Genomic DNA, 21,616 nt, shown 5'->3' with positions numbered 1-21,616 from the left:
AACAATCTATGGACCCAATTATTTTACAGATCGCCCAGGAACTGGACAAGCGTCCAGAGCACGTGGAAAACGTGGTGCGCCTCCTGGACGAGGGAAACACCATCCCCTTTATTGCCCGCTACCGCAAGGAGCTCCACGGCGCCATGGACGATACCTCCCTCCGGACCCTGGAGGAGCGGCTCCAGTACCTTCGGGGCCTCCGGGAGCGGCGGGAGGCGGTGAAAAGCGCCATTGAAGAGCAGGGCAAGCTGACGGAGGAGCTCTCCGCCGCCATCGACGCCGCGAAAACCCTGGCGGAGGTGGAGGACCTGTACCGGCCTTACAGGCAAAAGCGCCGCACCCGGGCCACAATGGCGAAGGAAAAGGGGCTGGAGCCCCTGGCGGAGCTCCTCTTTGCCCAGGGGCCGGACTGCCCGGACCCCCTGGAGGAGGCGGCAAAGTACGTCGACCCGGAGAAGGGCGTGGAGACGGCGGAGGAGGCCCTGGCGGGGGCGTCCGACATCGTGGCGGAGGCAATCAGCGACGACGCGGAGCTCCGCAAGCGCCTGCGGGAGCTGCTGGAGAAAAACGGAATCCTCCACAGCGCCGCCCAGACGGAGGAGGACAGCGTCTACCGCCTGTACTACGACTTCTCCCAGGCTCTCTCCAAGCTCCAGGGCCACCAGATCCTGGCCGTCAACCGGGGAGAAAAAGAGGAGCTTTTAAATGTCAGCGTCGAGCTGGACCGGGAGCTGGCCCTGCGGACCGTCCGCCGCCATGCGGTGAAGCCCGGCAGCCGGGCTATGGAGTTTGTGAAGGCCGCCGCCGAGGACGCCTACGACCGTCTGATCTTCCCCTCTCTGGAGCGGGAGGCCCGCTCCGAGCTGACCAACCGGGCCAACGAGGGGGCCATCGGCCAGTTCGCCCTGAACCTGCGTCCCCTTTTAATGCAGCCCCCGGTGAAGGGCAAGGTCACCATGGGCCTGGACCCCGGGTACCGCATGGGCTGCAAGGTGGCGGTGGTGGACGGCACCGGCAAGGTGCTGGACACCGCCGTGGTTTACCCCACCCACGGGGAGCGGCAGAAAAAAGAGGCCATCGCCGCCCTGGCAAGGCTCATCAAAAAGCACGGTGTGGAGCACATCGCCATCGGCAACGGCACCGCCAGCCGGGAGACGGAGCAGATGGCGGTGGAGCTGATTCACCAGGTCAACAGCGCCGGAGCCCATGTCTCCTATATGATCGTCTCCGAGGCCGGGGCTTCCGTGTACTCCGCCTCCAAGCTGGCGGCGGAGGAGTTCCCCCAGTTCGACGTGAACCTCCGCTCCGCCGTGTCCATTGCCCGGCGGCTCCAGGATCCCCTGGCGGAGCTGGTGAAGATCGACCCCAAGGCCATCGGCGTGGGGCAGTACCAGCACGACATGCCCCCCAAGCGCCTGGGGGAGGCCCTGGACGGCGTGGTGGAGGACTGCGTCAACGCCGTGGGCGTGGACGTGAACACCGCCTCCCCCTCCCTCCTCCAGCGGGTGGCAGGGCTCAACGGCACCACCGCCAAAAACGTGGTGGCCTACCGGGAGGAAAACGGCCCCTTCACCGCCCGGAAGCAGATTTTGAAGGTCCCCAAGCTGGGGCCCAAGGCCTTCCAGCAGTGCGCCGGGTTCCTGCGGGTGCCGGAGAGCAAATCCGTGCTGGACAACACCGCCGTTCACCCGGAGAGCTACGACGCCGCCGAGAAGCTGCTGTCTCTGACGGGCCACTCCCTGGCGGACGTGGGCGGCGGGAACCTGCGGGACCTGAGCGCCCAGGTGAAATCCTACGGCGAGGAGCGGGCCGCGGCGGAGTGCGGCGTGGGCGTACCCACCCTGCGGGACGTGGTGGGCGAGCTGATGAAGCCGGGCCGGGACATCCGGGATGACCTGCCCCAGCCCATCCTCCGCACCGACGTGCTGGAGATCAAGGACTTGAAGCCCGGCATGGTGCTGACAGGCACCGTGCGCAACGTCATCGACTTCGGCGCCTTTGTGGACATCGGCGTCCATCAGGACGGGCTGGTCCACATCTCCCAGGTGGCGGACAAATTCGTCAAGCACCCCTCCGAGGCCGTATCCGTGGGGGACGTAGTGAAGGTGGTGGTGCTGGAGGTGGATGAGAAAAAGAAGCGGATCAGTCTCTCCATGCGCCAGGTTCCCAAGGAATGAGGACCGCCGGAAAAGCCGTTCTCCCCCTGACACATAAGTCAAAATAATACTGAATATTATTATTTTGCGCTTTACTTATAGGGGGAACCTCGCTATAATAGGAAAGGTTGAGCGCGCGTTTTCCAGATAGGTCAACCTTTTCACCGGCAATTTTAGAAGATGTATTTCAGAAAATTTAGTGGAGAACAGCGCGAAAGGTCCCGTCCGGACGGCCTTCAGCGCCTGTGAATACAGCTTCTTGCAGCAGCCTGCAAAATTACGGACGACGGGCCGCCGAGAGCGGCGGCCCCTACTCAACCGGGAGGTTTTTCAAAATGTCAAATTGCGCCATTGTAGGCATCAACTGGGGCGACGAGGGCAAGGGCCGCATGGTGGACCTGCTGACGGAGGACTACGACGTGGTGGTCCGCTACCAGGGCGGCGGCAACGCCGGACACACGGTGATGAACGAAAAGGGCAAATTCGCCCTGCACCTGCTGCCCTCCGGCATTTTCCGGGAGGGCGTGGCGAACGTCCTGGGCAACGGCGTGGCCGTGGACTGCGAGAACCTTTGGACGGAGATCCAGGACGTGGTGTCCAAAGGCGTGTCCATCACCCCGGAGAATCTGAAAATCAGCGACCGGGCCAGCCTGCTTCTGCCCTGGCACCGGGACCTGGACAACCTGGAGGAGGCCCGCCTTGCCGACAAGAAGTACGGCTCCACCAAGCAGGGCATCGCCCCCTTCTACTCCGACAAGTACCAGAAAAAGACGGTCCTGGCCGGGGAACTGCTGTACCCGGCGAAGCTCTGGGAGCACCTGGAGGGCATTCTGGAGTGGAAGAACCTGACATTGGAGAAGGTCTACGGTGCAAAGCCCTACACTATGGAGGACCTGCGGAGCTGGTTTGCGGACTTTGGCGAAAAGATCAAGCCCTTTGTCTGCGACACCAGCGCGTTTCTGCGCGGCGCCCAGGCGGAGGGGAAGAAGATGCTCTTCGAGGCCCAGCTGGGCTCTCTGCGGGATCTGGACTACGGCATCTACCCCTACACCACCTCCTCCAACCCCATCGCCGCCTACGCCCCGGTGGGCTCCGGCCTGCCCTCCGTCAAAATTGACGAGATCGTGGGCGTGGTAAAGGCGTACTCCTCCTGCGTGGGCGAGGGGCCCTTCACCTGCGAGTGGTTCGGCGAGAAGGCGGAGAAGCTCCGGGAGGCGGGGAACGAGTACGGCGCCAAGACGGGCCGCCCCCGCCGGGTGGGCCCCATCGATCTTGTGGCCACCCGTTACGGCGTGGAGTGCCAGGGCGCCACCAACATCGCCCTGACCAAGCTGGACGTGCTGAGCTACCTGGACGAGATCCCCATCTGCGCCCGCTACGAGCTGGACGGGCGGGAGACGGACCAATTTCCCTTCCCCGCGGTGCTGGCGGACGCCAGGCCGGTTGAGACCGCCATGCCCGGCTGGAAGTGCGACATCTCCGGCGTGCGGAGGTGGGAGGACCTGCCCCAGGCCGCCCGCGATTACGTGGAGTATGTGGAAAAGGCCATCGGCTGCCGCATCGGCTATGTGTCCGTTGGTCCGGAGCGGGACGCCATCATCCTGCGATAAACGGCTTGGGAGAAATTTATGGGACTGTTTGGTTTTGGAAAAAAGAAGGCTGAAAAAGAGGGCCTCAGCCAGGCGGAGACCGTCCAGCGGTGGAAGGACGCCTACCGGGCCAACCCGAAGGTCTATCAGAAGCAGGACAGTGAAGACCTGCTGGGGAACTGCACCCTGACAGAGGATGTGGACACCCTGCTTCCCCTCCGCCCCGAGAGCCAGTGGGCGGCGGACGGCAGGCCCATTCCGGGCTGGATTCTCAGCCTGGTCAGCATCACTGAGCAGCGCGTTCTGGGGCAGATGGAGTATCAGGAGGCTATGAAGCGGCTACGCCCCTTCTCCCTGGCGGAGTCGGAGGGCTGGATTCTGATCCGGGCCATGACCCACGCAGAACTGGACGGGCTGTTCGAGGGCCTTCCCCGGCAATTGGTCTAGGCCCTGTTCTCAAATTGGAGGTTTCAATTATGAAAGACCGCTACGAATCCCCCCTCTCCTCCCGGTACGCGTCGGAATTTATGCTGAACCTCTTCTCCGCCGAGAAGCGCATCCAGACCTGGCGGCGGCTGTGGGCGGCCCTTGCCCGGGCGGAGCACAATCTGGGACTGCCCATCACCGCAGAACAGGTGGCGGAGCTGGAGGCCCACATCACCGACATTGACTTTGAAATGGCGGCGCAGCGGGAAAAGGAAGTCCGCCACGACGTCATGGCCCATGTCTACACCTACGGCAAGGCCGCTCCCTCCGCCGCCGGCATCATTCACCTGGGAGCCACCAGCTGCTATGTCACCGACAACGCGGACCTGATCCTCTACCGGGAGGGCCTGCGGTATCTCCGGGGAGAGCTGATCGCCGTGCTGGCCAACCTCAGCCAGTTCGCAGAGAAGTACAAGGCCGCGCCCACCCTGGGCTACACCCACTATCAGCCCGCCCAGCTGGTGACCGTGGGCAAGCGGGCCGCGCTGTGGATGCAGGATTTCCTCAGCGACCTGGAGGAGCTGGACTTTGTGCTGGACAACCTGAAATTCCGGGGCTGCCGGGGCACCACCGGCACCGAGGCCAGCTTTGTGGACCTCTTCGAGGGGGACGGGGCCAAGGTGGAGGAGCTGAACCGCCAGGTCTCCGCGGAGTTCGGCTTTGAAAAATGCTTTGCCGTCTGCGGCCAGACCTATCCCCGGAAGGTGGACAGCCGCATCTTGAACTGCCTCAGCGCTATCGCCCAGAGCGCTTACCGGATGGCGGGCGACATCCGCCTGCTCCAGCACGACAGGCAGGTGGAGGAGCCCTTTGAGAAAAACCAGATCGGGTCCTCCGCCATGGCCTATAAGCGCAACCCCATGCGCTCGGAGCGCATCTGCTCCCTGAGCCGCTACTTAATGACCGACGCCATGAACGCGCCCCTCACAGCCTCCGTCCAGTGGCTGGAGCGGACTCTGGACGACTCCGCGGGCCGCCGAATCTCTATGCCGGAGGGCTTCCTCTGCGCCGATGCCATTCTCCGCCTCTGCCAGAACGTCACCGACGGTCTCCACGTCAACGAGAAGGTGGTGGACCGCACGGTGCGGGAGTACCTGCCCTTCATCGCCACGGAGAACCTGATGATGGAGGCCGTCAAGCGGGGCGGGGACCGGCAGTCTCTCCACGAGATCATCCGCACCTGCTCCATGGCCGCCACCGCCAAAATGAAGGAGGGCGAGCCCTGCGACCTGCTGCGCCGGCTGGCAGCGGAGCCGGCCTTCGGCATGACGGAGGCGGAGATGGAGGCTGTGCTGGACCCGGCGCTCTACATCGGCCGGTGCCCCCAGCAGGTGGACGCCTTCCTGGCCCAGATCCGCCCCCTGCTGGCGGATGCCTCCCGGGAGAAACCGGAAATCAACCTGTAAACACCCTTCGCGGCGGGCGGCTGTTCTCAAATTGGGGACAGCTGTCCGCCATTGGTCTACCCATTTTCTCCCCAAAGTCAAAAAGGTCGCGGAAAATTGGGTTTGGATTTTGTATGTTTTGACGTTGACAAACGCCCGCCCGCAGTGATACACTGCAAACATCAATTGAAGATCATCAAGGCATTGATGGAGAAAAGTACCGCGGACGTTCCGGGCCAGTGAGCGGGGGATGGTGGAAACCCCGTACCAAAGAATCCGCGGGAAGAACACTCCGGAGCCGCAACCTGAACGCGGATTCTTCCGCCAGTAAGCGCGACGGGCCGTGACCGTTACATCACGCGGGCTTGTTGGAGCCTTGAAGAGGTGGCGTCCCATTGGGAGGCAAATTAGGTGGCACCGCGGATAGCAGCTATTCGTCCTAAAATTTTAGGATATAGCTGCGTTTTATTTTATCTGGAGGTGCGCCTATGTGTACAATCATGGGATTTTCCAAGAAGACGCTGACCCGGCAGGAGATTACCCCCTTTCTGGACCGCACGGCCTCCCGGGGCCCCGATATGAGCCAAATTCTGGAGACCCCCTCCGGCTGGCTCTGCTTCCAGCGGCTTTCCATCATGGGCCTCACGGAGGCGGGAATGCAGCCCTTCTCCCTGGACGGAGACTATGTGGTCTGCAACGGCGAGATCTATGGCTTCCGCCCTTTGAAGCGGCAGCTGGAGGAAAAGGGGTACGTCTTTCAGAGCGGCAGCGACTGCGAGGTCCTGCTCCCCCTGTTCCATGAGTACGGCCTGGAGATGTTCTCCCGGCTGGACGCGGAGTTCGCCCTGGTGATCTACGACGCCTCCGCGGATTCCCTCATCGCCGCCCGGGACCCCATCGGCATCCGCCCCCTGTTCTACGGGTACGACAGGGCCGGGGCCATCGTCTTTGCCAGCGAGGCCAAAAACCTGGTGGGGCTGTGCGGTGAAATCCGCCCCTTTCCCCCGGGGCACTACTACGCCCGCGGCAGCTTCGTCCGCTACGCGGACCTGACCACCGTCCGGCAGTACTGCCGCGACGGTCTGGAGACGGTGTGCCGGGGCATCCGGAACCGCCTGATCGCCGCCGTGGATAAGCGCCTGGACGCCGACGCGCCGGTGGGCTTCCTCCTCTCCGGCGGGCTGGACTCCTCGCTGGTGTGCGCCATCAGCGCCATTGTGCTGGGAAAGAAGATCCGCACCTTCGCCATCGGCATGGACACCGACGCCATCGACCTGAAATACGCCCGGGAGACCGCCGATTACATCGGCGCCGACCACACGGAGGTCATCATGACCCGGCAGGAGGTGCTGGATTCTCTGGATGGCCTCATCGCGCTGCTGGGCACCTGGGACATCACCACCATCCGGGCCAGCATGGGGATGTACCTCTGCTGCAAGGCCATCCATGAGCGGACGGACATCCGGGTGATTCTCACCGGCGAGATCAGCGACGAGCTCTTCGGCTATAAATACACCGACTTCGCCCCCGACGCGGAGGCCTTCCAGGCCGAGGCCAAGAAGCGGGTGGACGAGATCTATATGTACGACGTTCTGCGGGCGGACCGCAGCATCTCCGTCAACTCCCTGGAGGCCCGAGTTCCCTTCGGCGACCTGGACTTTGTACGCTACGTCATGGCCATTGACCCGGAGATGAAGATGAACACCTACCACATGGGCAAGTACCTGCTGCGCCACGCCTTTGAGCGCGACAACCTGCTGCCGGAGAACATCCTCTGGCGCCAGAAGGCCGCCTTCTCCGACGCCGTAGGCCACTCCATGGTGGACGATCTGAAGGCCCATGCTGAGGAGACCTACACCGACGAGGCGTTTGAATCCCTGCGGCACAAGTTCGACTATCACTGTCCGCCATTCACCAAGGAGAGCCTGCTGTACCGGGAGATCTTTGAAAAGCACTACCCCGGCCAGGCAGGGATGATTCGGGATTTCTGGATGCCCAACAAGTCCTGGGAGGGCTGCGACGTGGACGATCCCTCCGCCCGGGCCCTCAGCAACTACGGAACCAGCGGGGAATAGGGGGAAGATGGCCCGCGCAGGGACTATGCACCCACTAAAAGCTATGCGCCCACTAAAAACAAGCGCACACTGTCCGGATTTCGCTCCGGATACTCCGGGGCCCGGACATCACCGCCGATTTTACCGCCAAATCATTTGGCCGATATGTTTTAGGAGGAACAAGTATGGAAGCGAAGCTGCATCTGCCTGAGCTGTTCGGCAGCCAGGTCTTCAACGAGTGGACCATGAAGGAGCGCCTCTCCTCCGCGTCCTACGGCACGTGGAAGAAGTGTGTCACCGAGGGCACGTCCCTGGACATCTCCACCGCCAACGAGATCGCCGAGGCCATGAAGCAGTGGGCCGTGGAGAAGGGCGCCACCCACTACACCCACTGGTTCCAGCCCATGACCGGCGTCACCGCCGAAAAGCACGACAGCTTTATCTCCCCCGCCGGCGGCGGAAAGATCATCATGGAGTTCTCCGGCAAAGAGCTGGTCCGGGGCGAGCCGGACGCCTCCTCCTTCCCCTCCGGCGGCCTGCGGGCCACCTTTGAGGCCCGGGGCTACACCGCCTGGGACCCCACCTCCTTCGCCTTCATCAAGGAGGACTCCCTGTGCATCCCCACCATCTTCTGCTCCTACTCCGGCCACGCGCTGGACAAAAAGACTCCTCTCCTGCGGTCCATGGACGAGGTGAGCCGTCAGGCCATCCGCATCCTGCGCCTCTTCGGCGACACGGAGACCAGGCGGGTCACCGCTCAGGTGGGCCCGGAGCAGGAGTACTTCCTCATTGACAAGGAGCTCTTCCGGCAGCGCAAGGATCTGCAGATGACCGGGCGGACGCTGTTCGGCGCCAAGCCCCCCAGGGGGCAGGAGCTGGAGGACCACTACTTCGGCGCCATCAAGCCCCGGGTGGCCGCCTATATGAAGGACCTGGACGAGACGCTGTGGGCGCTGGGCGTTCTCTCCAAGACCAAGCACAACGAGGTGGCCCCCTCCCAGCATGAGATGGCCCCTATCTACTCCGACGCCAACACCGCCTGCGACCACAACCAGATCGCCATGGAGATGATGAAGAAGGTGGCGGACCGCCACGGCCTGGTGTGCCTCCTCCACGAAAAGCCCTTCGCCGGCGTCAACGGCTCCGGAAAGCACGACAACTGGTCTCTGAGCACCGACACCGGCCACAACCTCTTCAAGCCCGGCTCCACGCCCAGCCAGAACGCCCGGTTTCTGCTGTTCCTGGCCGCCTTCATCAAGGGCGTGGACGACTATCAGGACTTCCTCCGCACCACCGTGGCCACCGCCGGCAACGACCACCGCCTGGGCGCCCAGGAGGCCCCTCCCGCCGTGCTCTCCATCTTCCTGGGCGACGAGCTCAACGCCGTGGTGGAGTCCATCATCCACGACACCCGCTATACGGACGCCGAGAAGAAGATGCTGAAGGTGGGCGTGGACGTGCTCCCCGCCATCCGCCAGGACAACACCGACCGCAACCGCACCTCCCCCATGGCCTTCACCGGCAACAAGTTCGAGTTCCGGATGCCGGGCTCCTCCCTGTCCGTCTCCGGCCCCAACATCGCCCTGAACACCATCATGGCCGAGGAGCTGGAGCAGTTCGCCGACGAGCTGGAAAAGGCGGAGGACTTCCAGTCCGCCCTGCACCAGCTGGTAAAGAGGACCCTCACCGAGCACCAGCGGATCATTTTCAACGGCAACGGCTACGACGACGCCTGGCTCCAGGAGGCGGAAAAGCGGGGCCTCAGCAACCTGAAATCCGCCGCCGACGCCCTGCCCGCCTATATCGCCCCCAAGAATATCCAGCTCTTTGTCAAACACGGCATCTACACCGAGGCGGAGGTCCGGGCCCGGTACGAGATCCACGTGGAGAACTACGCCGCCGTCATTTCCATCGAGGCCAAGACCATGATCGACATGATCCGCCACGACATTCTCCCCGCCGTCTCCAAATATGCCGCCGACCTCTGCGCCCGGGCGGACAGCAAAAAACAGCTGGACGTCCCCTGCGCCTATGAGGTTAACACCGCCAGGGGCGTCGCTAAAATCACCGATGATCTGATGGAGCAGTGCCGCGTCCTGGCCTCGGACCTGGAGGACATGCCCGCCGGTCCGGAGGAGGCCATGCGCTACTGCCACGACACCCTCCTCCCCGACATGGCCGAAGCCCGAGACTCCGTGGACGTTCTGGAGATCCTCACCGCCTCCGAGTATTGGCCCATGCCCGTATACAGCCAGCTGCTGTTCTCCGTCTGAACCATCAAATTCCGCCCCGCCCTCCGCCGGGGCGGAATTTCTTTGCAGGGAGGGCGGACGCCCCCTTCCAGATATTCCGTTTTCCTCCAAAAAGCCCAAAATTTTCCCTTGCGTCCACGGACGCCCTGTGGTATACTGATACCCGCTGAAATCCAATTCCCGGAGGTGCCGCGGTGAAAAAACGCAGTCACAAGCTCCTGGCCTCCACCCTGCTGGAGTATGAACACGGATTCCGTGCCCGGCGGTACGAGTGGGCCTTTCTCTTCGGCTCCTTCCAGCCGGACTGCAACCCCCTGACCTACCTGAAAGGCTCCCTGCGGGCCTACAAGTTCCGGGGACACAACTTCTCCAACTCCCAGGCCTACATAAACGCCCATATCCTGCGGCTCCAGCAGCGGGCCCGCTGGACCATCTGGCAGTACTACACCCTGGGCAAGCTGACCCACTACCTGGCCGACGCCTTCACCTTCCCCCACAACGAAAACTACCCCGACAGCCTCATCGCCCACCGGGCCTATGAGGACGCTCTGCGGGTGTATTTTGCGGAGTATCTCCAAAGCCGCACCCTGCGCCCGGAGAGGGCCCGCTGGGATCTGACCCAGGCCATTGACCAGCTGCACCGCCAGTACATGGAGACCCAGGCGGATGTGCACCAGGACGCCCGCTTTATCCTGGAGGCCAATCTGCTTTTGATGGCCGGATGCCTGCCGGCTCCCGCCTGAATCTGTTTGATATTCACGATTTTTTTCGCAATCGCGCTTTGTATTTGTGGGAATTGCCCATTTTCATTTTCGTGTCATCGTGCTATTCTTTTTGTATATTCCAAATTTGAAAGGGATATCGACATGACCAACATCGTCCGCAACGCTGAATACCGTTACTTTAGCTTTACCTATTTTTACGGTAAGGCTTATTTGGGTTTGGCTGAAAGCGTGCGCGTGTAACATTTGGTTTTGTTGTAACCATTCGTACATGATGACCCGCGGCCGAACCGGCCGCGGGTTTTTTGTACCATTCTAAACTTAGGAGGACACCGTCATGATCGTCATTTTGAAGCACGACCCCAACCGTGAACAGCTGGAGAGCCTCATCAACTGGCTCCAGGAGAAGGGCATCGCCATCCACACCAGCATTGGCGAGGCCCACACCATCCTGGGCCTGGTGGGCGACACGTCCAAGCTGGACATCGACCTCATTGCCGCACTGGACATCGTGGAGGACGTCAAGCGGGTCCAGGAGCCCTATAAGAACGCCAACCGAAAATTCCATCCGGAGGATACGGTCATCCCCGTGGGCAATACCCAGATCGGCGGCGGCACCCTGACCATCATGGCCGGCCCCTGCTCCGTGGAGAGCGAGGAGCAGGTGGTGGCCATCGCCAAGGCGGTGAAGGCTAGCGGCGCCACCATGCTGCGGGGCGGCGCCTTCAAGCCCCGCACCTCGCCTTACGCCTTCCAGGGCCTGGGGGCCAAGGGATTGGAGTACCTGAAAATCGCCCGGCAGGAGACAGGCCTGCCCATCGTCACCGAGCTGATGGACCTGAGCCAGCTGCCCCTGTTCAAGGACGTGGACGTCATCCAGATCGGCGCCCGGAACATGCAGAATTTCGACCTCCTGAAAGCCGTGGGCCACCAGGACCGGCCCGTGATGATCAAGCGGGGCATGTCCGCCACCTATGAGGAGTGGCTCATGAGCGCAGAGTACGTCATGTCCGGCGGCAACGGGAACGTGATCCTCTGCGAGCGGGGCATCCGCACCTTCGAGCACTACACCCGCAACACGCTGGACCTGGCGGCCATTCCCGTGCTGCGGCGGCTGACCCACCTGCCCGTCATCATCGACCCCAGCCACGCCACCGGCAAGAGCTGGCTGGTAGAGCCCCTGGCCATGGGCGCCGTGGCCACCGGAGCCGACGGCCTCCAGATCGAGGTCCACAACGACCCTGCCCACGCATTGTGCGACGGCCCCCAGTCCTTGAAGCCCGAGGACTTCGACCCCCTGGCGAAGAAGCTGCTGGCCCTGCATGAGGCAGTGAAGGGGCTGTAAGGAAACTTAGGTGTATGGCCCCGCGCCAAGGGAACGGCGCCCGGCAGACCCTGTCGGAAATACCGGGCCTGCCGGAGGGATTCCAATCCCCGGCAGAGGCGCTGTCCTCCGCGGCAATCTGCAGCATTGCGGACAGCGGGCCGTTTGTGCAATTGCCCTCCTGGCCGGCCCGGCTCCCGGTTATCAGCAAGATTGAATTCCGCTATAATGCAAGAAAGGCTGTATCCATATGAATGTTGGTATTGTGGGCCTGGGCCTCATCGGCGGTTCCATGGCCAAGAGCATCAAGGCCCGCACGGGCCACACCGTCTTCGGCGCCGATCTGGACGCGGAGACCATGACCCTGGCCCGGATGTGCGGGGCCATTGACGCCCCCTTGACAGACGAGAATCTGCCCCAGTGCGGCCTGATTCTCATCGCCATTCGTCCCGGCGCGGCGGTGGAGTGGGTCCGCGCCCACGGGGCGCAGATCTCCAAGACGGCCATCGCGGTGGATCTGTGCGGCGTGAAGCGGGTGGTGGTGGAGGCCATCGCCCCCCTGGCGGAGCAGCACAGCTTTGCCTACATCGGCGGGCATCCCATGGCGGGCCGGGAGCGGGGCGGCTTCACCGCCTCCAGCGAGGACCTGTACGTGGGGGCCTCCATGATCCTCACACCGGACAAGCGCACGGACATGAAGCTGCTGGAGACTCTCCAGGCCTTCTTCCTGGACCTGGGCTTTGCCAGGCTGACCTTCTCCCAGCCGGAGGAGCACGACCGGATCATCGCCTTCACCTCCCAGCTGGCCCACATTGTCTCCAGCGCCTACGTGAAATCGCCGGAGGCCCAGCGGCGGCGCGGCTTCTCCGCCGGGAGCTTCCAGGATATGACCCGTGTGGCCCGGCTGGACGAGGATATGTGGACGGAGCTGTTCCTGGCCGACGCCGACTACCTTGTCAAGGAGCTGGATATTTTCATCCGGCATCTGACGGATTACTCCGACGCGCTGAAATCCCGCGACGCGGAGCGGATCAGGGCCCTCTTGAAGGAGGGCCGGGAGCTGAAGGCATCTGCCGGAGGGAACTGATTTTTGCCCTTCCGGGCGGTCAAACCCCCGGCTCGCGCCCGAGATGCAAGCCTCAGCGTCCCGCCCTGCGGGGCGGATTTCACAGGAATACCAAATCCCCCGTCCCCCTCTGCCAGGGGGACCCCAAGGAGGCCCCCTATGTGTGATCGCAGATCCATACAAGTAAACACCACTCCCGCTTACGCTGTGACCATTGCCCCCGGCCTGCTGGCGGACTGCGGCCCCCGCCTGCGAAAGCTCATGCCCCCCTGCCGCATGGCGGTCGTCACCGACAGCGCCGTGGCTCCCCTGTACCTGGAGACGGTTGAAAAGAGCCTCTCCGCGGCGGGCTTTTCCGTCTGCTCCCACGTCTTCCCCGCCGGGGAGGGGAGCAAAAACTTCTCCACACTGGCGAACATCCTGGAATTTCTGGCAGAGCGCCGCCTCACCCGCACCGACTGCGTGGCCGCCCTGGGCGGCGGCGTGACGGGAGACATGGCGGGTTTCGCCGCCGCCGTGTACCTGCGGGGCATCCGGTACGTCCAGCTGCCTACCACGCTGCTTTCCGCCGTGGACTCCTCCGTGGGCGGCAAGACCGCCATCGACCTGGCGGCGGGGAAAAATCTGGCCGGAGCCTTTCTCCAGCCCGCCGCGGTGCTGTGCGACACGGACTGCCTCGCCTCCCTGCCCAAAGACGTCTTCGCCGACGGCGCCGCCGAGGCCATCAAGACCGGCGTCCTGTGCGACGAGAGCCTCTTCGCCCTCTTTGAGGACGGAACCCTCGCCGTGGAGCCGGGGGCGGTCATCGCCCGGTGCGTGGCCTACAAGGCCGGCGTGGTGGAGCGGGACGAGAAGGAACAGGGGGAGCGAAAGCTCTTGAACCTGGGCCACACCGTGGGCCACGCCATTGAAAAGTGCAGCGGCTACGCCATTCCCCACGGCCACGCCGTGGCGGCGGGACTTGCGGTCATGGCCCGGGCCGCGGAGGCCCTGGGGTGGACGGAGGAGCCCATTGCCGGGCGCATCGCCGCGTGTCTTGCCAAAAACGGCCTGCCCGCCGGCACAAACTTTTCCCCGGAGGCCCTGGCGGAGGCCGCCTCCGCCGACAAAAAGCGCTCCGGCGGGGACATCACCCTAGTGGTGCCCAAAAAAATCGGCCTTTGTGAACTGAAAAAAGTGCCCGTCTCGGAGCTGCTGCCCGTGATCCAGGCCGGATTGGAGGGATAGGGCCCCATGGACGTCCGTATTCAGCCCCGGCGGCTCTCCGGCGTGGTGACGCCGCCCCCCAGCAAATCTCTGGCCCACCGGCTGGTCATCGCCGCCTCCCTGGCGGCGGGGGTCAGCACCATCAAAAATCTCACCCTCTCCGAGGACATTGAGGCCACTCTGCGCTGTATGGAGGCGTTCCGCTGCAAGTGGGAGTGGCAGTCACAGGATACTTTGAAGATCTGGGGCTGCATCAACAAGGAGTGCGACTGGACGGGCCTGCCCCGGTTCGACTGCGGAGAGTCCGGGTCCACCCTGCGCTTTATCATCCCCATCGCCCTGGCCCTGGCAGGGGGCGGGGAGTTCACCGGCCGGGGCCGCCTGATGGAACGGCCCCAGGAGCCCTACTTCCAGATCTTTGACAGGATGGGCATCACCCACCAGCTGCGCCGCGGAGCGGACGCCGCCGACAATGCGCAAAACGCCCTGCTCACCATCCAGGGAGACCTGCGGCCCGGCGAGTACCGCCTGCCGGGAAACGTGTCCAGCCAGTTTTTCACCGGCCTGCTCATGGCCCTGCCGCTGCTGGACGCACCCAGCGTGGTCGTCAGCACCACGGCCCTGGAGTCCGCCTCTTACATCACCATGACCATGGGGGTGCTGGAGCGGTGCGGCGTCCGGGTGCGCTACTCCCCCCAGCTCAACGGCTTTGGCGTCACGCCGGAGGTCTACTGTCCCTTTGAGGAGACGGTGGAGGCGGACTGGTCGCAGGCCGCCTTCTGGTACGCCGCCATCACCCTGGGCAGCGGCCTGCGGCTCCGGGGGCTCAACGGCCGCTCCTCCCAGGGGGACGCGGCGGTGGTCTCCCACTGCAAAGCGCTGTCCCAGGACGGAACCGTCGCCATTGACCTCTCGGACTGCCCGGACCTGCTGCCGCCCCTTGCGGTAATGGCCGCCGTCCGCCGGGGCACCACCCGCTTCACCGGCGCCGCCCGCCTCCGGCTGAAGGAGAGCGACCGGCTGGCCACCGTCCACCAGATGCTCTCCGCCCTGGGCGGAGCCGCCTCGGAGGAGGCGGACAGCCTGACGGTCTACGGCGTCTCCACCCTCCCCGGCGGCACGGTGGACGGGGCCAACGACCACCGCATCGTCATGGCGGCGGCCATCGCCGCCACCCGCTGCCAGGGCCCTGTGGTCATCCGGGGGGCCGAGGCGGTGAAAAAATCCTATCCCGCCTTCTGGCGGGACTATGAAAACCTGGGAGGTGACGTCCGTGTCCTCTGAGTTTGGCAGCTTTTTGCGAATCGGCGTGTTCGGCCAGTCCCACGGCAGAGCCATCGGGGTGAAGATCGACGGCCTGCCCGCCGGAGAAGAAATTGACCTGGCGGAGCTCCAGCGGTTTCTGGACCGGCGGAAACCGGGGAAGAGTCCCCTCTCCACCGCCCGGAAAGAGGCCGACGCGCCGGAGTTCCTCTCCGGCCTGGAAAACGGCAGGACCTGCGGCGCGCCGCTGTGCGCCGTCATCCAAAACAGCGGCCAGCGCTCCTCGGATTACGGCGAGCTCCGGGACAAGCCCCGGCCCGGCCACGCGGACTACACCGCTTTTGTCAAGTGGGACGGCGGCGCGGACATGCGGGGCGGCGGCCACTTCTCCGGCCGCCTGACGGCCCCCCTGTGCATCGCCGGGGGAATTGCGAAACAGATCCTGGCCCGGCGGGGCATTTACGTGGGAGCCCATCTGGATTCCGTGGGCACGGCCAGCGATGAACACTTTCCGCTCTATCCCACTGCGGAACTCTTTGCAAAGATCGCCGCCAAGCCCTTCCCCGTGATCGACGACGGGGCCGGGGCGCGGATGCAGGACGTGATTCTGGCCGCAAAGCAGGACCTGGACTCGGTGGGAGGCGTGATCGAATGCGCCGCCGTCGGCCTGCCCGCCGGGCTGGGCGACCCCATGTTTGACGGCGTGGAGAACCGCCTGGCCGCGGCCCTCTTCGGCATTCCCGCCGTGAAGGGCGTGGAGTTCGGCGCGGGCTTCTCCGCCGCCTGCCGCCGGGGCTCCGAGAACAACGACCCCTTTGTCATGGAGGAGGGCCATGTCCGCACAAGGACCAACCATGCCGGGGGCATCCTGGGCGGCATCACCACCGGAATGCCCCTCACCCTGCGGGCGGCCGTCAAGCCCACGCCGTCCATCGGCAAGCCGCAGCAAACCGTCAGCCTTTCCCGAATGGAGAACGAGGAGCTGACGGTTCACGGGCGGCATGACCCCTGCATCGCCCACCGGGCCGTCCCGGTGGTGGAGGCGGTGACCGCCGCCGTACTTTTGGATATGCTTTTGGAGGGAAATCATGGAACTTTCTGAGATCCGTATGAAAATCGACGCCGTAGACGACCAGCTGCTGTCCCTCTTCCTGGAGCGCATGGCCCTGAGCGAAGAGGTGGCCGCCTATAAGAACGAGCACCGCCTCCCCATCCTCAACAAACAGCGGGAGCGGGAGATTCTGGCCAAGGTCACGGAGCGGGCCGGGGACAAGGAGCGCTATGCCTACCACCTGTACTCCACCCTCTTCGAGCTGGCCCGCTCCCGCCAGGCGGAGCTGATCTCCGCCCCCACCCATGTGGCGGAGAGGATCAGCGCCTCCCTGGCCGATGGCGGCGAGGTCTTCCCCCAGACGGGGCTGGTGGCCTGCCAGGGCGTGGAGGGAGCCAACTCCCAGGTGGCCTGCGACCGGCTGCTGCCCCGGGGAAACATCATGTACGTCAAGAGCTTCCAGGCGGTGGCCGCCGCCGTGGAGTCCGGCCTGTGCAAGTTCGGCGTGCTGCCCATTGAAAACAGCTCCAACGGCTCCGTCCGGGCGGTGTACCAGCTGCTCCAGGAGCACGACCTCTCCATTGTCCGCTCCGCCCGGCTGTGCATCCGCCACGAGCTGCTGGCCCTGCCCGGGGTGAAGCAGGAGGACATCACGGAAATCTACTCCCACGAGCAGGCCATCGGCCAGTGCTCCAAGTTCCTGGGCGGCCTCAAGGACGTGAGGGTCATCCCCTGCGGCAACACCGCCGCCGCCGCCAAGATGGTGGCCGAAAGCGGCAGCCGCACAGCCGCAGCCATCTCCTCCCACCCCTGCGCCGCCCTGTACGGCCTGGAGTGCATCAACGGCAATATCCAGGACAGCGACAACAACTACACCCGCTTCATCTGCGTCACCCAAAAGCCAGTGATCTACGCCGGGGCCAACCGCGTCAGCCTCATCATCGCCTTTGAGAACAAGCCCGGCGCGCTGTATGATATTCTCTCCAAGCTGGCGGCCCTGGACATCAACATGACCAAGCTGGAGTCCTGCCCCGTGGCCGGCAGCGACTTCGAGTTCATCTTCTTCATCGAGCTGGAGGCCAGCGTCAAGGACCCCGGCGTCCTGGCCATGCTGGAGGAGATGGAGCGCAGCTGCGCCCAGTTCCAGTTCCTGGGCAGCTATGCGGAAGTGTAAGCCATGGGCAAAAAAATCTACGGCCTGCTGGGACGGAAGCTGGGTCACAGCTGGTCCGTGCCCATTCATAAGGCCCTGGGCTGTGAGGACTACCGGCTCATTGAGCTGGAGCCTGAACAACTGGAGGCGTTCCTCCGGCGGGAGGACATCGGCGGACTGAACGTCACCATCCCCTACAAGCGGGACGTGATGAAGTTCTGCGATGTGATCGACCCGGCGGCGGAAGCCATCGGCAGCGTCAACACCCTGGTCCGCCGGGATGGAAAACTGTACGGCTGCAACACCGACATCGACGGCCTTCTCTACATGCTCCGCCGGGCGAAAATTTCTCTGGCGGGGAAGAAGGTGGTCATTCTGGGCAGCGGCGGCGCGTCCCTGACCGCCCAGGCCGCCGCCCGGCAGGAGGGCGCCCGGGAGGTCGTGGTGGTCTCCCGGACGGGTCCGGACAACTATGAGAACCTGCCGGACCGGCACAAAGACGCCCAGGTCCTCATCAACACCACTCCCGTGGGCATGTGGCCCCATGTGAAAGGGCTCTCTCTGGACCTGAAGCTGCTGCCCGGGATTACTGCGGCGGCGGATGTGATTTATAATCCCGTCCGGACAAATCTCCTGCTCCAGGCGGAGGCGCTGGACCGGGAAGCCCGGTATTGGGAGGAGGCGGACGTGGCGGAGCCTCTGGGCTCCGGCCTGCGGCGCGTCCAGTACACCGGCGGACTGCCCATGCTGGTCTCTCAGGCAAAGCGGGCGGAAGAGCTCTTTTTTGACCGAACCATTCCCGACAGCGAGACGGAGGCCATTGTCTCCAGGCTCTGGCAGGACACGACGAACATCGCTCTGGTGGGGATGCCCGGCAGCGGAAAAACCACCGTCGGCAGGGCGATGGCCCGTCTTTCCGGCAAGCCCTTTGTGGATCTGGATGAAGAGATCGTCCGGAAAGCCGGAAAACCCATTCCGGAGATCTTCGCCCAGGAGGGCGAGGGAACCTTCCGGGCCATGGAAAACGAGGTTTTGGAGGAAATCTGCGCCAAAAGCGGCCAGATCATCGCTACCGGCGGCGGTGCCGTCCTCTGGTCGGAGAACCGGGCCGCCATGCGGCGCACTGGACGGGTGTATTTCCTCCGCCGGGACCTGAGCCGGCTGCCCACCGACGGACGGCCGCTGTCCCAGGCCGGAAAACTGGAGGAGATGTTCCGCCTCCGGGGCCCGCTGTACGAGCAGTCCGCAGATCAGTCCGTCCAAAACGACAGCTCCCCGGAGGAGACTGCCGCCGCCATCTGGAATGACTATCGAGCACACGCAGGAGGGATTTCCATGAAAATTCTGGTGATTAACGGACCCAACATGAACATGCTGGGCATCCGCCAGCCGGAGATCTACGGCAGCGCCACCTACGAGGATTTGAAAGCCATGATTCGGGAGGAGGCCAACCGGCTGGGGGTGGAGGTCAGCTTTTTCCAGTCCAATCACGAGGGGGCTCTGGTGGACGCCATCCAGCAGGCGTATTTTGACAAGGTGGATGGGATCATTATCAATCCGGCGGCCTATACCCACACCAGCGTGGCGCTGCTGGACGCCGTGAAGGCGGTGGGAATTCCCACGGTGGAGGTACATGTGTCCGATCCAGACAGCCGGGAGGAGTTCCGGCATGTGTCGTACATTCGGGCGGCGTGTGTGGGGACCGTTCGGGGCCATGGGCTGCCGGGGTATCTGGAGGCCCTGCGAATGCTGGCGCAGTAAAAGTTTCGGTCAAGCCTTTTCAAAGGCTTGCGGGGTGCAGGGGCAGAGCACCTGCAAAATCCTCCGTAAAAATGCCGCCGTAAGACGGCGGTATGAAAGATGCAGCAAAAGACGTGCCTGCCGCCTGAGACGGCGGGCGCGTCTTTTGCGGGAGAGCCGTTCCTCCTTCCAATCGAGGGAACCCTCCCGCCAGAGGCGCGGACGCTGGCGCATCCGCTATTTCGCTTTCCCTGACAGAATCCGCCGCTGAGCGGCGGATTCTCCTGCAGGGGCTCTGCCCCCTGCACCCCCGCGGCCTTTGAAAAGGCCGGCAAAACCTTTACTGCGCTCCGCGCCCGCAAAAAAGGACTGCCGCAAAGCGGCAGTCCTTTTTCATTCGCTTGTCACAGCGGAGACTGGCAAAACTCCGCCGTTTCGCAGCAGGCCGATCAAGCCCTCTGCTTCTGCTTGAAGATGGTGGAAATACCCTCGATGGCAAGGATCACCGCCAGAACCACCAGCAGTACGCCCAGGATGGCCTGCACATAGGGGCCCCAGTCGGCGCCGCCGGCGGAGATCAGCTTCACCTGGTTCATGCTGTTGATAATCAGAGAGGCGATGGTGACAACCAGCATGAAGAACATGGGGATCAGGAACATCTTGTTGTTCTTGCCGATGTTGCCCAGCCAGGTGGCCACGGCCAGCAGACCCAGCGCGGCCAGCAGCTGGTTGGCGGAGCCGAAGAGCGCCCAGATCTTCTCATAGCCGTTCAGGCCCAGCACCACGCCCAGCACCACGGTGATGGCGGTGGAGACATACATGTTGGACAGGACCTTCTTGTAGCCGGTGACGTTCTCGGGGGTCTCGCCCTTGCTGCCGTCCAGCCAGAACTCCTGGAACATGAACCGGGCCAGACGGGTGGCGGTGTCCAGAGAGGTCAGGCAGAAGGCGGAGTAGGTCAGTACCAGCAGGGTGAACAGGATATTATAGGTGCCGGGAATGGTGTCGTCGATCATATGGGCCAGACCGCCGCCGAAGATGTTGGTGGCGCCGGAGAGATCATAGACCTTGGCATAGGCCACAGCGCACAGGGTCAGGATGGCCAGAACGCACTCCAGCAGCATGCCGCCGTAGGCGATGGGCTTCGCGTCGGTTTCCTTGTCCAGCTGCTTGGAGGTGGTGCCTGACGAGACCAGCGAGTGGAAGCCGGAGATGGCGCCGCAGGCGATGGTGGTGAACAGCACGGGGAAGATGGGGCCGGCGGCGGGAGCAAGCTCCACCGCGGGCATGGTGCTCATATCCGGATGCGCCAGAACAACACCCACCACGGCCACGGCCAGCATGGCGTACAGCAGGAAGGAGCTCAGGTAGTCACGGGGCTGGAGCAGAATCCAAACAGGGGTGACGGAGGCAACGGCAATGTACACGCCGCAGATCCACATCCAGGCGGACTTGCTCAGATAGATGGGGTGGAAGTTCATGCCGATGGCGATAATCACCACAATGGCGACGATGCCGATGACGCTGGCCACGCTCATGGGGGCGTTCCGGCGGTACACCAGGAAGCCGAAGACGATGGCGATCAGGATGAACAGCAAAGAGACCATGGCCACACGGGCGTTGGCCTCGGAGGCGGCGTAGTCCACAGCGCCGCTTTCGGTGAAGGTGGCGCCGAAGGTGCCGGCCACGATGGAGGCGAAGGCCGCCACCACCAGAATCAGCGTCAGGTAGGCAAAGACCAGGAACAGCATCTTGGCCCGCTTGCTCATGTTGGTGGAGATGATCTCGCCGATGGACTTGCCGCCGTGGCGGACGGAGGCGAACAGGGCGCCGAAGTCATGGACGCCGCCGAAGAAAATACCGCCGATGAGAATCCACAGCGTGCAGGCAAGCCATCCGAAGCCGGCGGCGTTGATGGGGCCGGTGATGGGGCCGGCGCCGGCGATGGACGAGAAGTGGTGGCCCATCAGGATGGGGGCCTTGGCGGGGACATAGTCGACGCCGTCCTCCATGGTATGGGCGGGGGTGGGCTTGTCGTTTTCGCCGACGCCCCACTGCTTGCACAGCCAGCGGCCATAGAAGATGTAGCCGCAGACCAGCACAGCAACGCTTATGATCAGAAGTAACAGACCATTCATTGCTAGGTACACTCTCCCTTCTTATTTTAGG

Annotated in this window: 15 protein-coding genes, 1 pseudogene and 1 other annotated feature; of the genes and pseudogenes, 15 read left to right on the top strand and 1 reads right to left on the bottom strand. The window is 63.8% G+C overall.

Going from position 1 to position 21,616, the window contains the following annotated elements; translation table 11 throughout:
- The first annotated feature begins 8 nt into the window (after positions 1-8).
- The 15 genes and pseudogenes from C816_RS11740 (at position 9) to aroQ (ending at position 19,468) form a co-directional block, all read left to right on the top strand.
- The gene (locus C816_RS11740; RefSeq protein ID WP_016322606.1) at positions 9-2,177 is read left to right on the top strand and encodes a Tex family protein; all 2,169 of its coding nucleotides are present in this window, start codon (positions 9-11) and stop codon (positions 2,175-2,177) included.
- Between the two features lie 314 nt (positions 2,178-2,491).
- Positions 2,492-3,766, top strand: a complete 1,275-nt coding sequence (locus tag C816_RS11735) for an adenylosuccinate synthase (protein WP_016322605.1) — start codon at positions 2,492-2,494, stop codon at positions 3,764-3,766.
- Positions 3,767-3,784: 18 nt separating this feature from the next.
- The gene (locus C816_RS11730) at positions 3,785-4,192 is read left to right on the top strand and encodes a DUF4299 family protein (protein WP_016322604.1); all 408 of its coding nucleotides are present in this window, start codon (positions 3,785-3,787) and stop codon (positions 4,190-4,192) included.
- A 29-nt stretch (positions 4,193-4,221) separates the two neighbouring features.
- Positions 4,222-5,637, top strand: a complete 1,416-nt coding sequence (purB, locus tag C816_RS11725; protein WP_016322603.1) for an adenylosuccinate lyase — start codon at positions 4,222-4,224, stop codon at positions 5,635-5,637.
- A gap of 174 nt (positions 5,638-5,811) precedes the next feature.
- Positions 5,812-6,061, top strand: a binding site (T-box leader).
- A 43-nt stretch (positions 6,062-6,104) separates the two neighbouring features.
- A complete protein-coding gene (gene asnB, locus C816_RS11720; RefSeq protein ID WP_016322602.1) occupies positions 6,105-7,691 on the top strand; it encodes an asparagine synthase B in 1,587 nt (528 codons plus the stop codon).
- Positions 7,692-7,855: 164 nt separating this feature from the next.
- Positions 7,856-9,943 carry a glutamine synthetase III family protein gene (locus tag C816_RS11715; RefSeq protein WP_016322601.1) on the top strand — a complete coding sequence of 696 codons (2,088 nt, stop codon included), beginning with the start codon at positions 7,856-7,858 and terminating at the stop codon, positions 9,941-9,943.
- 173 nt (positions 9,944-10,116) lie between these two features.
- Positions 10,117-10,665 (top strand): zinc dependent phospholipase C family protein, encoded by a 549-nt coding sequence (locus tag C816_RS11710; RefSeq protein WP_016322600.1) that lies wholly within the window; start codon positions 10,117-10,119, stop codon positions 10,663-10,665.
- A gap of 316 nt (positions 10,666-10,981) precedes the next feature.
- Positions 10,982-11,989, top strand: coding sequence for a 3-deoxy-7-phosphoheptulonate synthase (aroF, locus tag C816_RS11705; RefSeq protein ID WP_016322599.1), 1,008 nt, complete (start codon positions 10,982-10,984; stop codon positions 11,987-11,989).
- A gap of 229 nt (positions 11,990-12,218) precedes the next feature.
- Complete coding sequence (locus tag C816_RS11695) at positions 12,219-13,055, top strand: prephenate dehydrogenase (protein WP_016322597.1); 837 nt, start codon at positions 12,219-12,221, stop codon at positions 13,053-13,055.
- Between the two features lie 138 nt (positions 13,056-13,193).
- Positions 13,194-14,261, top strand: a complete 1,068-nt coding sequence (aroB, locus tag C816_RS11690; protein WP_016322596.1) for a 3-dehydroquinate synthase — start codon at positions 13,194-13,196, stop codon at positions 14,259-14,261.
- A 6-nt stretch (positions 14,262-14,267) separates the two neighbouring features.
- Positions 14,268-15,524 carry a 3-phosphoshikimate 1-carboxyvinyltransferase gene (locus C816_RS11685; RefSeq protein WP_016322595.1) on the top strand — a complete coding sequence of 419 codons (1,257 nt, stop codon included), beginning with the start codon at positions 14,268-14,270 and terminating at the stop codon, positions 15,522-15,524.
- On the top strand, positions 15,490-16,605 hold the full coding sequence (gene aroC, locus C816_RS11680) for a chorismate synthase (RefSeq protein WP_016322594.1): 1,116 nt from the start codon (positions 15,490-15,492) through the stop codon (positions 16,603-16,605). The genes C816_RS11685 and aroC overlap by 35 nt, the downstream gene beginning before the upstream one ends.
- Positions 16,592-17,728, top strand: a complete 1,137-nt coding sequence (locus C816_RS11675) for a bifunctional chorismate mutase/prephenate dehydratase (protein ID WP_016322593.1) — start codon at positions 16,592-16,594, stop codon at positions 17,726-17,728. The genes aroC and C816_RS11675 overlap by 14 nt, the downstream gene beginning before the upstream one ends.
- 3 nt (positions 17,729-17,731) lie before the next feature.
- A pseudogene (locus tag C816_RS11670) lies at positions 17,732-18,994 on the top strand (shikimate kinase); the annotation flags it as partial.
- Positions 18,995-19,042: 48 nt separating this feature from the next.
- Complete coding sequence (gene aroQ, locus C816_RS24290; protein WP_196803639.1) at positions 19,043-19,468, top strand: type II 3-dehydroquinate dehydratase; 426 nt, start codon at positions 19,043-19,045, stop codon at positions 19,466-19,468.
- Between the two features lie 428 nt (positions 19,469-19,896).
- On the opposite strand, the gene C816_RS11665 is transcribed toward aroQ, so the two are convergent.
- Positions 19,897-21,585 (bottom strand): carbon starvation CstA family protein, encoded by a 1,689-nt coding sequence (locus tag C816_RS11665; protein ID WP_016322591.1) that lies wholly within the window; start codon positions 21,583-21,585, stop codon positions 19,897-19,899.
- Positions 21,586-21,616 lie beyond the last annotated feature (31 nt).

This window comes from Oscillibacter sp. 1-3, from assembly GCF_000403435.2.
Classification (GTDB): domain Bacteria; phylum Bacillota; class Clostridia; order Oscillospirales; family Oscillospiraceae; genus Oscillibacter.
This window is presented reverse-complemented; position numbering and strand designations above follow the sequence as displayed.

Bases quoted from the DNA above. Each gene is read 5' to 3' on its own strand.
- C816_RS11740 (WP_016322606.1), top strand. From the start codon at position 9: ATGGACCCAATTATTTTACAGATCGCCCAGGAACTGGACAAGCGTCCA.
- C816_RS11735 (WP_016322605.1), top strand. From the start codon at position 2,492: ATGTCAAATTGCGCCATTGTAGGCATCAACTGGGGCGACGAGGGCAAG.
- C816_RS11730 (WP_016322604.1), top strand. From the start codon at position 3,785: ATGGGACTGTTTGGTTTTGGAAAAAAGAAGGCTGAAAAAGAGGGCCTC.
- purB (WP_016322603.1), top strand. From the start codon at position 4,222: ATGAAAGACCGCTACGAATCCCCCCTCTCCTCCCGGTACGCGTCGGAA.
- asnB (WP_016322602.1), top strand. From the start codon at position 6,105: ATGTGTACAATCATGGGATTTTCCAAGAAGACGCTGACCCGGCAGGAG.
- C816_RS11715 (WP_016322601.1), top strand. From the start codon at position 7,856: ATGGAAGCGAAGCTGCATCTGCCTGAGCTGTTCGGCAGCCAGGTCTTC.
- aroF (WP_016322599.1), top strand. From the start codon at position 10,982: ATGATCGTCATTTTGAAGCACGACCCCAACCGTGAACAGCTGGAGAGC.
- C816_RS11695 (WP_016322597.1), top strand. From the start codon at position 12,219: ATGAATGTTGGTATTGTGGGCCTGGGCCTCATCGGCGGTTCCATGGCC.
- aroB (WP_016322596.1), top strand. From the start codon at position 13,194: ATGTGTGATCGCAGATCCATACAAGTAAACACCACTCCCGCTTACGCT.
- C816_RS11685 (WP_016322595.1), top strand. From the start codon at position 14,268: ATGGACGTCCGTATTCAGCCCCGGCGGCTCTCCGGCGTGGTGACGCCG.
- aroC (WP_016322594.1), top strand. From the start codon at position 15,490: ATGAAAACCTGGGAGGTGACGTCCGTGTCCTCTGAGTTTGGCAGCTTT.
- C816_RS11675 (WP_016322593.1), top strand. From the start codon at position 16,592: ATGGAACTTTCTGAGATCCGTATGAAAATCGACGCCGTAGACGACCAG.
- aroQ (WP_196803639.1), top strand. From the start codon at position 19,043: ATGAAAATTCTGGTGATTAACGGACCCAACATGAACATGCTGGGCATC.
- C816_RS11665 (WP_016322591.1), bottom strand. From the start codon at position 21,585: ATGAATGGTCTGTTACTTCTGATCATAAGCGTTGCTGTGCTGGTCTGC.